Source organism: Streptomyces sp. NPDC046335, from assembly GCF_055587985.1.
Genome location: NZ_JBVJFF010000014.1, coordinates 244,808 through 258,004, shown reverse-complemented (window position 1 = coordinate 258,004; position 13,197 = coordinate 244,808). Strand labels below are relative to the sequence as shown.

The 13,197-nt window shown below is 70.1% G+C and carries 10 protein-coding genes and 1 pseudogene; 5 read left to right on the top strand and 6 right to left on the bottom strand.

Annotated features, from left to right (window positions below; translation table 11 throughout):
- Positions 1 to 105 precede the first annotated feature (105 nt).
- The 4 genes and pseudogenes from ACZ6JY_RS32210 to ACZ6JY_RS32195 form a co-directional block, all read right to left on the bottom strand.
- Complete coding sequence (locus tag ACZ6JY_RS32210; RefSeq protein ID WP_469201553.1) at positions 106 to 1,614, bottom strand: DUF4246 domain-containing protein; 1,509 nt, start codon at positions 1,612 to 1,614, stop codon at positions 106 to 108.
- Between the two features lie 217 nt (positions 1,615 to 1,831).
- Positions 1,832 to 2,541: pseudogene (locus ACZ6JY_RS32205) on the bottom strand (EamA family transporter); the annotation flags it as partial.
- A 206-nt stretch (positions 2,542 to 2,747) separates the two neighbouring features.
- Positions 2,748 to 3,425 carry a response regulator transcription factor gene (locus ACZ6JY_RS32200; protein ID WP_469201551.1) on the bottom strand — a complete coding sequence of 226 codons (678 nt, stop codon included), beginning with the start codon at positions 3,423 to 3,425 and terminating at the stop codon, positions 2,748 to 2,750.
- The gene (locus tag ACZ6JY_RS32195) at positions 3,422 to 4,690 is read right to left on the bottom strand and encodes a sensor histidine kinase (protein WP_469201549.1); all 1,269 of its coding nucleotides are present in this window, start codon (positions 4,688 to 4,690) and stop codon (positions 3,422 to 3,424) included. Before ACZ6JY_RS32195 ends, ACZ6JY_RS32200 begins: the two co-directional genes overlap by 4 nt.
- 137 nt (positions 4,691 to 4,827) lie before the next feature.
- On the opposite strand from ACZ6JY_RS32195, the gene ACZ6JY_RS32190 reads away from it, so the two are divergent.
- From ACZ6JY_RS32190 to ACZ6JY_RS32175, 4 genes are all read left to right on the top strand, one after another.
- Complete coding sequence (locus tag ACZ6JY_RS32190) at positions 4,828 to 5,817, top strand: ATP-binding cassette domain-containing protein (RefSeq protein ID WP_469201547.1); 990 nt, start codon at positions 4,828 to 4,830, stop codon at positions 5,815 to 5,817.
- The gene (locus tag ACZ6JY_RS32185) at positions 5,814 to 7,412 is read left to right on the top strand and encodes an ABC transporter permease subunit (protein ID WP_469201545.1); all 1,599 of its coding nucleotides are present in this window, start codon (positions 5,814 to 5,816) and stop codon (positions 7,410 to 7,412) included. Before ACZ6JY_RS32190 ends, ACZ6JY_RS32185 begins: the two co-directional genes overlap by 4 nt.
- A 23-nt stretch (positions 7,413 to 7,435) precedes the next feature.
- Entirely contained in the window at positions 7,436 to 8,242 is an 807-nt protein-coding gene (locus ACZ6JY_RS32180; protein WP_469201543.1) for an ABC-2 transporter permease, read from the top strand.
- A 123-nt stretch (positions 8,243 to 8,365) separates the two neighbouring features.
- A complete protein-coding gene (locus ACZ6JY_RS32175; RefSeq protein ID WP_469201541.1) occupies positions 8,366 to 11,440 on the top strand; it encodes an NACHT domain-containing protein in 3,075 nt (1,024 codons plus the stop codon).
- On the opposite strand, the gene ACZ6JY_RS32170 is transcribed toward ACZ6JY_RS32175, so the two are convergent.
- Both ACZ6JY_RS32170 and ACZ6JY_RS32165 read right to left on the bottom strand, forming a co-directional pair.
- Positions 11,379 to 11,906, bottom strand: a complete 528-nt coding sequence (locus ACZ6JY_RS32170; RefSeq protein ID WP_469201539.1) for a hypothetical protein — start codon at positions 11,904 to 11,906, stop codon at positions 11,379 to 11,381. The genes ACZ6JY_RS32175 and ACZ6JY_RS32170 overlap by 62 nt on opposite strands.
- 244 nt (positions 11,907 to 12,150) lie before the next feature.
- Positions 12,151 to 12,612 carry a DNA/RNA non-specific endonuclease gene (locus ACZ6JY_RS32165; protein WP_469201537.1) on the bottom strand — a complete coding sequence of 154 codons (462 nt, stop codon included), beginning with the start codon at positions 12,610 to 12,612 and terminating at the stop codon, positions 12,151 to 12,153.
- Between the two features lie 21 nt (positions 12,613 to 12,633).
- On the opposite strand from ACZ6JY_RS32165, the gene ACZ6JY_RS32160 reads away from it, so the two are divergent.
- Positions 12,634 to 12,969: a hypothetical protein gene (locus ACZ6JY_RS32160; RefSeq protein WP_469201536.1), complete on the top strand. Its 336-nt coding sequence runs from the start codon at positions 12,634 to 12,636 to the stop codon at positions 12,967 to 12,969.
- Positions 12,970 to 13,197 lie beyond the last annotated feature (228 nt).

Sequence of the window (13,197 nt, the reverse complement as noted above, 5' to 3'; positions counted from 1 at the left end):
CCGGGTTCGAGACTGCCCTGGTTCTCCATGCACACGATCGTGGGGTCCGCTTCCGCGGTCCGGCAACGTCAATGTCTGCCACTTCGGACCGGAACGCACCGGCCTTCAGTGCTCGCAGAGCGAGAATTCGCGCTCGTAGAGCTGCTCATTGTGTTCGTCGACGAAGAACTTGCGTTCCCGCATGAGTTGCTCGCGGTGGTCCTTGGCCTGTGCGAGCGTCATGGTCGAGGTACTGGACCATGGTTGCTGCGGTGGTACGTCGGAGGTCGAGACGATCTTTTCCGACGGGTCGACCAGGAAGAACGCAAGAATTTTACGGTGTCCAGGGCGCCTGGGGTCGGTGAGGCGGAAGGAGCCGACGCGGTGTTGGAGGATGTTCGGGAACGCCAGGCAGCGGCCCGCCGGGGTCGATGCCGAGCCCAGTACCTGGTTCAGTGCGTCTTCGTTCTCCAGGCCGTAGACGTCGCGCATACCGTTGTTGTCGTTCTGCTCGTAGTCCGGGTCGTCGAGTGCCGCCCGGAAACTCAGCCGGCTCTCGGTGATGTTCTCGCTGTCCCAGTAATAGATGCCGGTCGAGACGATCCGCTCGTTCATCATCCCCTCGACATGCCAGGAACCGCCGGGGTACTCGGGCTTGTCCGAGGTGAGATGGATGGTGGCGAGTTTGACGATGACCTGGAGACGGCGGCCGCGCAGGTTGACCCGGGCGGATTCCTCGGGCGACTCGGGCGGGGTGAAGGCGGGGGCGTCGGGGATGGACGGGCGGCGATTTTCCCACCAGTCGTCCTGGGCCTCTTCCCATGCGTCAAGGGCTTCGGCATAGGCGCCCTCGTCACTGAAGGATGCTTTGTCCGGACACTCCGGCTCCGAGTCGTACCACCCGTAAGGATCGGCTTCGATTCGCGTGGGTCGCGGATGGCGCAGATCAGTGAGTACGTTCTCCAGCAGTGGGCGAAAGCGCGCGAACACGTCCGGCAGGACGGAGGCCAGTTCACGGTGGTTCTCGGGGTGGACGTTGTTGACGTACGAACGGAAGGCGACGGCGCCGTCGTCACTGACGTCGACGTCAGTGGGCAGCCACTGGAATTTCTCCGAGAATTCGTACTTCGAGTAGCGGTCCGTCGGATTCCGCCAAGCCCGCTCGGGCCCGCCGCTCACGTCTCTCACCAGGCAGAAAAGTGAGGGATGAACCAGGTCCAGTACCTGGCCGTCGGATCCGGGATGCCAGTCCTGTTCCGCTTCGGGGACCTGCTCCAGAACCCGGACCGCCTCACGCAGCCGGGATCTGAGTCCGTCGTCGATCAGAGTGTCCGACTGCCACACCCCGTCGACGGCGGACGCCTCGATGCCGGTTCGTCCGTCCCGAAGCGCGGCGTAATACTCGAGTTCGGCAAGCACGTAGCGAACTTGCGCCTCGGTGAGTCCCTGGGCGACCGCTTCTCGCGTCCACCTGGTGACGATGTCGGCATCATGCATCTTGTCGAACCACCCGGGCTTCGCCCGGATATGTGAGCTGCATTGCATCATCTGCAGTTCCCGCAGCGTTCGGGGTGTCGCGAACGCTATGGAACGTGAAGCGTTAAAGGGCAGCGGAAAAGCAGTCAAGCCGGTCAATTCTCCTGGTCTCCCCAGTCGGTGTGCGGTGGCGGGCAGGATACTTCAGCGGACTGACACTCACTCAGCGGTGGTCGCGGGCGCGAGACCTGCGCAGCCACGCCTCAAGGATCACCCCAGCCGTTGTGGAGCAGTCCACGGGCGACCGCGCCGCCCTGGCCACCGATCGCGCCCGTGACCAGAACGGTCTTGTGGTGCGGCATGACGAAGTCTTTCCGGTCTGGCCGAGCACGACGGCGCCGAGCACCGCGGCCACCAGCGGTGAGAGCAGGACGAGAACGGCGACCGAGGTGACGGGCAGCGTGGTGATGCCGCCGAACCACAGGACGTACGAGATCAGTCCGCCGACCAGGCCCGTCCAGAGGTAGCCGAGGGCGGCGGTCAGGTCGATGGTCGGAGGCGCACCCTCGGCCAGAAACGTGATGGGGAGCAGGAACAGCCCCCCTGCGGTGAGCTGCCAGCCGGCAAAAGCGGTTAGGCGCTCGGCCCGATCACCACCAGGCCCACGCCGGCCATGCCGATCAGTCCCCAGGCGAAGCGCCAGACGGACAGCGCCTCGCGCAGGACCGCCACGGCCAGGAGGGCGATGACGAGCGGCTGGGCCGCGGCCAAAGTGGCCGCCACGCCTCCCGGCAGGCGTTCGGCCGTGAGGAACAGGAGTGGGAGGGGTAGGCCGATGTTCAGCACGCCGAGCGCCGCGGCTTTCCCCCACCACCCTCCGCGCGGCAGTGTCCGGGTGAGTGCCAGCGCGATCAGGCCGCCGGGCGCGCGGTCGCCGAGGTGGCCGCAGCCGTCGGTGAGGTACGCGGACGGCTCGCCGGATGATGACGGCCGGTGCCGTGCCGCCGTTGCTGGACGCGGAACGTCTGCGCGTCCATCTGCTGCGCTGCCCGGTTGAGGGTGCGTTGTCCTGTCTACGGTGATCACCTCATCGCGCTCCTGCCGGTGGACCACGAGGGCGTCCACGAGGACGACCGTGCGGGTGGAGGCCTGGCCTCGCTGCCCTGCGGGTGCTGGCGCGGGACAATCAGCACTACGCGCTGGGCATCAGCGCCTCCGTGCCCTTACCGGCCACCGCTCAGGCCCTGCGGCCAAGCCCTGGAGCGGGGCGGAAACCCACTCCGGCCAATCACTCAACTCGGCGCGGCAGTTGCGTCCGTGATCCGATAGCCCACGCCGGGTGTGGTGGTGATGGCCGGGGGGTCGCCGAGTTTGCGGCGCAGGCGGCTGATGGTCACCGTGACCGTGTTGGTGAACGGGTCGGCATGCTCGTCCCAGACCTGTTCGAGGAGGTCCTCGGAGCTGAGAAAGGCGGGGCTCGCGTTCAGGAGGGCTTCGAGGACCGCGAACTCCTTGAGGCTCAAGTTGAGTTGGTGTCCGTCACGGGTGGCGATGCGGCGCAGCGGGTCGAGTTCGATGCCGGCCGCGCGCAGTGTGCGGGACCGGGCGGCAGGACGGCGGCGCGCCAGAGCGCGGATACGGAGGACGAGTTCGGGGAAGTGGAAGGGCTTGGCGAGGTAGTCGTCGGCGCCCAGGGTCAGCCCACTGACGCGGTCGCCGGGTGAGTCGGAGGCGGTCAGCATCAGGACCATCACGCGGCTGTACCGCTCGGTGATCATCCGGCAGAGGGTGTCGCCGTGGATGCCCGGCAGGTCGCGGTCGAGTACGACGACGTCGTACGCGTTGACGTCCAGCTTGGCCGCGGCGTCGACCCCGTCGTGGGCCATGTCCACGGCCATGCCCTGGTCGCGCAGCCCCTCGGCGATGACCTCGGCGAGCGGGCGGGCGTCCTCGACCACCAGGACTCTCAACGCGATGCGACCATCTGTGTGCCGGGGCCTTCTGCTGTCCTGCCGCCCGGGTGCGGGAGGGTGATGGTGACGCGCAGGCCGCCGTCGGGGCGGGCGCGCAGGTCCAGGGTGCCGTGGTGGGCCTCGGTGATGGCCGCGACGATGGAGAGACCGAGGCCGCTGCCCCGGCCCGTGCCGGTCCGGTCGGCGCCGAGGCGGCGGAAGGGCCGCGCGAGGTCCGCCACCCGCCGCTGGTCGAGGACCGGTCCGCTGGACTCGACGACGAGGGACACTGTGCCGCCGCCGTCGTCACTTTTGCCTGCTTCAGCCCGTACCACGACGTCGATCCAGCCCCCGGAGTCGTTGTGCGTGATCGCGTTGTCGATCACGTTGTCAACCACGCGGCGCAGCAGCGTATGGCTGCCCCACACCTGCGCCGAGTCGTCGATCGGTTTCTCGCGCACCGTCAGGCCCTTGGCCGCGATGTCCTCGGCCCGTCCGGCCAGGGCGGTCAGTGTGAGCCGGCCGAGGGCGAGCGACCCCGAGTCGGTGAACTGGCCGTGCTGCGTGCGCGCCAGGACGAGAAAGCTCTCCAGCAGCCGGTCCACCTGGTCGAGCTCGACGCGCATCCGGGTGGCCAGGGTGGCCGTGGTCTCGGGTACCGGGCCCGGTTTGGCGAGGGCCACGTCCAGGGATGCCCGCATCGTGGTGAGTGGGGTGCGCAGCTCGTGCGAGGCGTTGGCAACGAAGAGGCGCTGGGCGTCGAAGGAGCCTTCCAGGCGGCCGAGGAGGTCGTCGATGGTGTCGGCGAGGTCTTTCACCTCGTCGCCTGGGCCACCGATGGCCAGGCGTTCGTGCAGGCTGTCGGCGGTGATCCGGCGCGTGGCCGCAGTCATCACGCGCAGCGGGCGCAGCACCCGGCCCGCGACGAACCACCCCAGGCCGACCGAGATCACCGCCATGACACCGAGCGCGATGGCGGACCCGGTCAGGATCTCCTTGGCCTGGGTGTCGTGTGCCTGGGCCAGCTGTTGTTCCAGTTCGGCGACGCGGTCCCGGGCTTGGGCCGCCGTGGCGGGCTGACCGTTGCCGCTGCCGTTGCCGGGCGCGGCCTGGCTGTCGCTCGAACCGCCGGATGCCACCACGGCGGTGATGGCGAGCAGTGCCGTTCCGGACAGCAGGAAGAGAGTGACGTACAAGGCGGTGAAGCGGGCGCGGGCGGTGCCACGGCGCAGCCCGAGCCGGGCGGTCAGGCCCGTGAGCCGTCGGGGCGTACCCCACGTCATCCGCTGCTCCCTTCTCGTACCCGAACCAGGGATCTCCCGGCCAAGCTCCCGCGACCAGGTTAAGCGGCGGCACCTAACAGCGAGGTGACAGCGTCCGTTCGGCCCCTGTAACCCGTGCCGTCACAGGGTTGGGGCCCATGAGCGATGAGAGCGCTGCCGACGGTGGCAGCTACGACACGTACGCCACGAGGGCGACGAAGGCGACGATCGAGGTCATCGGCCTCCGCAAACGCTTCGGGGCCCAACTGGCCCTGGACGGCATGACGTTCAGCGTGCGCCCAGGGCGGGTGACCGCCTTCGTGGGCCCGAACGGCGCGGGAAAGTCCACCACCATGCGCGTGATCCTGGGCCTGGACGCGGCCGAGGAAGGGGAGGCGCTGGTCGGCGGGGTGCCGTACCGGAGCCTGCGTCGCCCGCTGCGGCACCTGGGGGCACTGCTCGACGCCTCCGCACTCCAGCCCAGCCGTACCGCCCGCAACCACCTGCTGTGGCTGGCCCATTCACAGGGGCTGCCCGCCGGGCGGGTGGACGAGGTCATCGACCAGGCGGGCCTGGGCCCGGCGGCCCGGCGCAAGGCGGGCGGCTTCTCCCTGGGCATGCGCCAGCGCCTGGGCATCGCGGCGGCACTGCTCGGGGACCCACCGGTGGTCATGCTGGACGAGCCGTTCAACGGCCTGGACCCTGACGGCATCGTGTGGATGCGCGGCTTCCTGGCCACGCTTGCCCGGCAGGGCCGCGCCGTCCTGGTCTCCAGTCACCTGATGAGCGAACTCGAGGACACCGCCGACCATCTCGTGGTGGTCGGACGCGGCCGGGTCGTCGCGGACACCACCGTGTCCCGGCTGCTCGCCGAGGCGTCCGGCGACCGGGTCGTCCTGCGGACCGCCGCGCCCCCGCACGCCACCCAGGTGCTGCACAGCGCGGGCGCCACCGTGGTCGCCACCGGCCCCGGCACTCTCGACGTCACGGGCCTGCCCGACGAGGAGATCGTGGCCCTGCTCGCCCGGAACGGGGTGCCGTTCTCGCAGGTTTCCGCACACCGGGCGACGCTCGAAGAGGCGTACATGGAACTCACCCGGGACGCGGTGGAATACCGGGGCATCCCGGCCGGGGAGGCCACGCGATGACCACCACCCTCACCCCACGCCCCCCGGCCACGCCACGTGCCGAGCGAGGTGGATTCCTCGCGACGCTGCATGCCGAGTGGACGAAGTTCCGTACGGTACGGGGCTGGGTGCTCGCCATGGCGGCGGCGCTCCTGACGACGATCGGGGTCGGCCTGCTCGGCACGGCCGCGCCGGGCCCCACCGGCCCCGGCACCGGTTCCGGCCCCAACATCGCTTCCGGTTCCGGCCCCGGTTCCACCTCCTACCCGAAGGGCCCCGGCGGCGAGGCCGTCAACGACAACTTCTACCTCGTCCACAAGAAACTGTCCGGCGACGGCAGCCTCACCGTCGAGCTGCGGTCCCTGACCGGAGTGGCCGACACCGGGACCGGCGGCCGGCCGGCCAAGGGCGCCCAGCCCTGGGCAAAGGCCGGGATCATCATGAAGGAGAGCCTCACCCAGGGCTCCCCGTATGCGGCGGTCATGGCCACCGGCGGCCACGGCGTGCGCATGCAACACGACTACACCCACGACACGGCGGGTCCCTCCGGCAAGGTGTCCATGAGCTCCCCGCGTTGGCTGCGCCTGGTCCGCTCCGGCGACGGCCTCACCGGTTACGCCTCCACCGACGGCTCCCGCTGGACCAAGGTCGACAGTGTGAAGCTGCCCGGCCTCACGCGCACCGTGCGAGCCGGGTTCTTCGCGGCGTCACCGGAGGCGAAGCAGGACACCGCGGTGGGCACGGGCTTCAGCCCCGCCGCGGCCACCGGCACCTTCGGTGCCCCGGCCCTCAAGGGCGGCTGGTCGAAGGGCGCGTGGAGCGGCACACAGGTGGGCGGCGACGCGGGCACCTCCGGCAGCTACACGAACACCACCAAGGGCGGTTTCATTCGGACCGTCGGTACGTTCACCGTGACCGGGGCCGGTGACATCGCGCCGGTCGTCGGCGGGCCCGTCATGGGCGCCGGCTTCTCCGTCGAGAACTTCCTCGTCGGCACATTCGCCGGGCTCATCGTGGTGATCGCCGTGGCCACGGTGTCCATCACCGGCGAATACCGGCGCGGTCTCCTGCGCACGACCATGACAGCAATTCCGCTACGGGGCACGGTACTTGGCGCCAAAGCCTTGGTGACCGGGGACGTCGCGTTCGCCGTCGGCCTGGTCTCCGCCGCGATCACCATCCCGATCGGAGTACGCGGCGCGCTCGGCAGAGGCTTCCACGTCTTCCCCGTCACGTCCGCGACCGAACTGCGCGTCGTGCTCGGCACCGGACTGCTCTGTGCGGCCACCGCAGTGCTCGCCCTCGGGGTCGGAACTCTGCTGCGGCGCAGCGCCACGGCCGTCGCGCTGGTCATCGCGTCGCTTGTGCTGCCTTTCCTGCTCGCCACCTCCGGCGTGTTGCCCCCGGGCGTATCGGAGTGGCTGCTGCGGGTGACTCCGGCAGCGGGCTTCGCCATCCAGCAGACCCTGCCGTACCACCCGCAGGTGCTCAGCGTGTACGAGCCGTCGACCGGGTATTACCCGCTGGCTCCGTGGACCGGCTTCGCCGTGCTGTGCGGCTACGCCCTGCTCGCCCTCGGCCTGGCCGTGGTGCGGCTGCGCAGGAGGGACGTGTGAGCCGCCTGAGCGATGCACGACTCATGAGCAAGGCGAGCGGCGGGTACGGGGACTTCGGCCGCGCCCTGCGCGCGGAGTGGACGAAGCTGCGCACCGCGGGGGGAACGGGCCGGCTGCTCCTGCTCGCCGTCACTCTGACCGTGGCCGTGGGCTGTGGCACCGCCAAGGCCGTGAAGTGCCCGGACACGGGGTGCGGCCAGGACGCCGTCAAGCTCGCCCTGACCGGCGTCGCCGTCGGGCAGGCGGTCGTCGTCGTCCTCGCGGTGCTGGCCGTCAGCGGCGAGTACGACTCCGGGATGATCCGCACCACCCTCACGGCGGTGCCGAACCGGCTCACCGTCCTCACCGCCAAGGCGACGGTCCTCACCGCGGTCGTCCTGGCGTCCGGGACGGCCGCCGTCCTGGCCTCCCTCCTCGCAGGCCGCTACATCCTGCCCGGCAACGGATTCACCGAGGCGCACGGCTACGCCCCGCTGTCCCTGGCCGACGGTCCGACCCTGCGCGCGGCCGCGGGCTCGGTCCTCTACCTCGCGCTGATCGCCCTGATCGGCCTCGGCGCGGCGACGGCGGTACGGCAGGCGGCGACCGCCATCGGGCTCGTGCTCGGGTTGCTCTACCTCTTCCCGGTCGTCACTCAGGTGGTCCACGATCCGCAATGGCAGCACCACCTCCAGCAGATCGCGCCGATGCCCGCCGGACTCGCGGTCCAGGCCACCGTAGATCTGCCCGGGATGCCCATCGGCCCGTGGGAGGGCCTGGGCGTGCTCGCCGCGTGGACCGCGGCCGCGCTGCTGGCCGGCACGCTGCTGCTGCGAGGGCGTGACGCGTAGTCACCCGGAGCCGAGCCGTTCCGCTGCCCGCGGTTGTCGCGGCGTAATAGCGTGGGACCCGGCCGCAGTGGGGGACACCCGCGGGGGCGTGGCGAAGTCGGGCGGCAGGTGGGTGGAGCAGGAATGCAGGGGCTTGAGACGGTAGTGATCCGGTTGGCGGCGACGGTCGTCTCCGCCGTGGTGAAGTCGGTCGTGACGCCGCAGCCCGGAGCCAACCTGGTCGAGCATCGGGTGCGGCCACTGCCGAAACCGCCTGGCCCCGAGAGACTGGCCCGAGTGCTTTCCCGGCGTATCGAGGAGGCGTACGCACCGCTGCCGGAGCACGAACGGCTCGCGGCGGTGGCCGCCGTACAGGACACGTTCGCGGCAGCGGGACCGCTGGACGCGCGGCGGTTGTTCGCGGTGGACCTGGACCCTCAGCGGCTGACGGACGACCTGCGCCGACCGGTGCCGGACCTCGCCGAGCGGGCGCGGGAGCTCTACGCCGAGCTGCTGGCGCTGTGCTGCGCGCACCTGGTGGAGCAACTGACGGCTCATCCGTCGTTCGCGGCTCGCGCGGCGGTGGAGCAGACGCGGCGCACCGGCGAGTTGCTGCGCGACCGGCAGCCGCCCGCGGCACCGGCGCTCGACTTCGAGCGGCGGTACGCGGCATACATCGCCGAGACCCACGGCCGACTGGAGCTGTTCGGCGTGTCCCTGGGCCGGCGCGCCCATGCCGAGTGGTCACTGGACACCGCGTATCTGAGTCTCACGGTGAGCGCCGACGGCCGGCCGAGCGGCCCGCACGCCGAGCAAGGCCTGTCGGGCGACGCGGCGCAGCCAGTCGTCCGGGTGGAGCAGGCCCTGGCCGGCTGCGATCGGCTGGTGCTGCGCGGAACGGCCGGGTCGGGCAAGTCGACTCTCGTGCAGTGGCTGGCCTGTAACGCCGCGCGCCAGAGCTTCGGACCGGAGCTGGCCGACTGGAACCGCTGCGTGCCCTTCGTCCTCCGGCTGCGCGCGTTCCACTCCCCTGACGGGCTTCCGCTGCCCGAGGACTTCCTGGCCGCCGCCGGAGTCCCGCTGCGAGCCCCTGAAGGCTGGACGGAGGGCTTGTTGGCCAGTGGGCGTGCGCTGGTGCTGGTCGACGGCGTCGACGAGGTGCCCGCCAAGCTCCGCGGCCGCGCGGAGGCCTGGCTGCGGTCACTGATCACCGCGTTCCCGCACGCACGGTATGTGGTGACCACGCGGCCCTCTGCCGTGCCGCAGGACTGGCCGACGGGCCAGGGCTTCACCGCGTACTCCCTGCTGCCCATGGAGCGCGGCGACGTCCTGGCCTTCATCGCACACTGGCATGAGACCGCCGAGCGGGAGTGTGAAGGCGCGGGCGAACGCGACCAGTTGAGCCGGTATGAGGCGAGTCTGGTCGAGGCGGTGACGACCCGGCGCGACCTCGGCCGCCTGGCGACCAACCCGCTGATGTGCGCCCTCCTGTGCGCCCTCAACCGCGACCGCCGCATGCATTTGCCGCGCGCCCGCAAGGAGCTCTACGACGCGGCCCTGGACCTGCTGCTGATCCGCAGAGACACCGAGCGCGACATCTCCTCGGTCGAGGACGTGAACCTCTCGCGCGACGAACAGACCGCGCTGCTCCAGCGGCTGGCGTACTGGATGATCCGCAACGCCCAGATCGTGGCCGACCGGCAGGAGGTCGTCGCGATGCTGGGGGAGTGGCTGGAGGCGATGCCACAGGTGCGTGCGCAAGGCGATGCCGAGAAGGTCTTCACGCATCTGCTCATCCGCAGTGGCCTGCTCCGCGAATCCGCGCCCGGGGACATCGACTTCGTGCACCGCACCTTCCAGGACTACCTGGGCGCGAAGGCAGCGGTCGAGGCCCGTGACTTCGGGGTGCTGGTGCGCAATGCCCATGACGACCAGTGGGACGACGTGGTGCGCATGGCGGTGGGACACGCACGGGTGGAGGAACGTACGCGGTTGTTGCGGCAGTTGCTGCGCCGCGCAGACAAGGTCCGCAGGCATCGGGAGCGCCTGGTGCTCCTGGCGGCGGCGAGCCTGGAGCACGCGCCCGAGCTGGATCCGCGGGTGCGCGGGGAGGTGGAGGAACGGACGGGCGCCTTGATGCCGCCGCAGAGCACCACACAGGCCGAATCCCTGGCCAGGGCAGGTGAACTGGTGCTGGAACTGCTGCCGGGGCCGGAGGGGCTCACCGACCGGCAGGCGGCGGCGGTCGTGGCGACGGCCCGGCTGGTCGGGGGAGACGCGGCGCTGCGGGTGATCTCACGCTTCCGTACGGACCAGCGTGGGCGGGTACGGATCGAGCTGGGCCTGGCGTGGTCGGCGTTCGACACCCAGGAGTACTTCGAGACGATCCTTGCGGGAACCGTCGGCGAGGGATACTTGCCCATCGCCAAGGCGGAGCAGTTGGCCTTCCTGCCGCATCTCCCCCACCTCGCCGAGCTGGCTCTCAACGGCGATCACGGCATACCCGACGTCGTCCTGAGGCACACGAGCCTGAAGGCCGTGCAGTTCATCAACAACAATTCGCTCGCCGACCTCACCCCCCTGGGCGGGCTGCCCCACCTGACCTCCTTGGCTCTCAACAACTGCCCGGCCGTCACCGACCTCCACTCACTGGAGGGGATGCCCCTGCGCGCGCTCTACCTCTACGCTCCGGGCGAACGCTGGTCGCTGGCTCCTCTGAGTGAGACGCCTGAACTGCGGCACATGGTCCTCGACTTCGCTCCGGTGGAGAAGTCGCTGGACGAGCTCCCGTTCGCTCCCCGGCTCGACGGTCTCGGGTTCTTCGGGCAGGGTGCGCGCATGCGGTTGTCCGGGCTTAGGGAACTGACGTCCCTGCGTTGGCTGACCGTCAACGAGGAGCACCAGTGGCAGGACTTCCTGGCTGCCGGGACCTTCTCCCCGCTGGCCTCACTACAGATCCTGGACGTCCCCGCCGTCGATCTGGCCGAGCTCACCGCGCACCAGGAACTCACCAAGCTGTACGTGGGACATGTGCCGCAGGTGGACGGGATCGCCGCCCTCGCCGAGCTGCCACAGCTGGAGGAGGTCGAGTTCGGCTCGTGCGGCCCGCTGGACCTGACACCTCTGGCGCCGCTGGAACACCTCCACGTCTCCGTCCTCAACTGCCCCCAGGCCACCGGCCTCGACCGCTTCCCGCCGGAGCGCCTGTCCATCGACTGACCCCGACTGGCGCGCAGCATGATGCCGTCGCCGATGGGTGCCGTGTGCGGCAGGAGTCCACCGGACCGGGCGATGCGGAGCAGGTCCGGAAGCGTGTACGGCTCGGCGCGCCGTCGAGGTCGACCTGGTAGCCGAGATCGCCGAGGCTCGCCGCGGTCATCCGGCTGAGGGGGTTGTCGCTGCCCGAGATGAACGGTGACATGAGCTCGTTGACGAACACCGCTTCCCGCCAGTAGCTGTCCCTGGTGCCCGGTCCGCCGCCGCCGGCTCCCGTGAGGAGGCCGAGGTGCTTCCACAGGTTCCCGATGCCCTGTACGTGGCCCATCTCGTGGGTGATGACGTCCACGAAGGTGCCGTCGGTCTCCATCCGTGCGAGATCGTCGGAGTCGAACCGCATGATGCCCTTCGCGGGGAGCATGGCACCGAACTGGGCGGTGCCGTCCCGGCAGTCAGTGCGGCCCGCCATGCCCAGGACGCCGCTCGGGCCGTCGATCGTGACGCCTTCCGCCTCGATCAGCAGGTCGTCGAGGGTGTCATCGCCGACGGCCGCGAAGGCATCTCGCTGATTAACCGTCAGACCACCAAGGATGCGGACTTCAGTTGGGCCGAATGGGGTACCTGTGCCCTCCGCTCACCGGGCCGGGGAGGCCGGGCGAGCGGAGGCGATCGGCGACGCGTCGTCGGATGTGGCCACGGGCCACCGTTGGTTCCTACTGGCTCAAGGCGATGTCGTCGTACGACTCCAGTCGCGTCCAGCGGCGCGCGGCTCGTACGCCAGGAGGCAGCAGGTCGGCGTCGGGCAGTGGTCCCAGGTTCAGCCCCGTGATCTCGGCGACGTCGGCCACCGGCACCTGGAAGGTGCGGAAGGCCCCCAGCGGGGGAGGATCGCCGGCACGCTCCGCATCCGCCATGGCTGGACCAGACGCCCGACCTGTCGAGGGATGCCGCCGCCCGGGCCCCCAGACGGGGTCGAGGCGGCGGACCATGTGCCCCTTGTCCAGGGGATTGTCCCGGTAGACGGGGTGGTCGGCCTGCTGACTCTCGGGCAGGCGGGGGTCGAACTGCCGGTCGTCGTCGCGGCCGAGCTTGATCAGTTTCGCGCCGTCGATAGTGACGCCGGTGGCGGCGGCGAGCCGCCGGTCGGGACGGAACAGACTCGCGACCCGGACCACATCGAGGTCACCTCCCGCGTCATGCCGCCGGCCGCACAGCACGAGGCGTACGCGAGGGACAAAGACCTCTACGACACGATCCAGCGGAGCCTGAATCCGAAGGACACCCTGGAACTGGCGGCCAGCGTTCTGCTCATCTCCGCCTGCGCGGACAACCAGCTCGCCGCCGACGGCTGGGAGAACGGGCTGTTCACCGGAACACTCCGCGAAGTGTGGGGCGAGGGGATTTTCACCGGCGGCCACAAGTCCTTCCAACGCGAAATCCTCCGCAGAATGCCGCCCAACCAGAGCCCCGGCCTCTTCGCGACCGGCAGCGCCAACAATGAATTCCTGCGGCAGCGGCCCTTCACCGTCTGAGGAACCGAGCTGCACCGTCCGAGGAACCGGGCACCACCTGAACAGGCGATTGCTCCCGGCAGGGCATCGCGGAATGCTCGCGGTATGCCGCCTGAATCACCCGATTCACCCGATTCACCTGGTTCACCTGGTTCATCTGATCCCCGTTACGGGGACATTCCTCGGGTCTCCGACTCGTTTCGCGCGGAGCGCCCGCGCGTACGGTCCGAGCCCAGCGCGACAGGCGCC

Bases quoted from the DNA above. Each gene is read 5' to 3' on its own strand.
- ACZ6JY_RS32190 (WP_469201547.1), top strand. From the start codon at position 4,828: ATGAGCGATGAGAGCGCTGCCGACGGTGGCAGCTACGACACGTACGCC.
- ACZ6JY_RS32180 (WP_469201543.1), top strand. From the start codon at position 7,436: ATGAGCAAGGCGAGCGGCGGGTACGGGGACTTCGGCCGCGCCCTGCGC.
- ACZ6JY_RS32160 (WP_469201536.1), top strand. From the start codon at position 12,634: ATGCCGCCGGCCGCACAGCACGAGGCGTACGCGAGGGACAAAGACCTC.
- ACZ6JY_RS32170 (WP_469201539.1), bottom strand. From the start codon at position 11,906: ATGGCGGGCCGCACTGACTGCCGGGACGGCACCGCCCAGTTCGGTGCC.
- ACZ6JY_RS32195 (WP_469201549.1), bottom strand. From the start codon at position 4,690: ATGACGTGGGGTACGCCCCGACGGCTCACGGGCCTGACCGCCCGGCTC.
- ACZ6JY_RS32175 (WP_469201541.1), top strand. From the start codon at position 8,366: ATGCAGGGGCTTGAGACGGTAGTGATCCGGTTGGCGGCGACGGTCGTC.
- ACZ6JY_RS32185 (WP_469201545.1), top strand. From the start codon at position 5,814: ATGACCACCACCCTCACCCCACGCCCCCCGGCCACGCCACGTGCCGAG.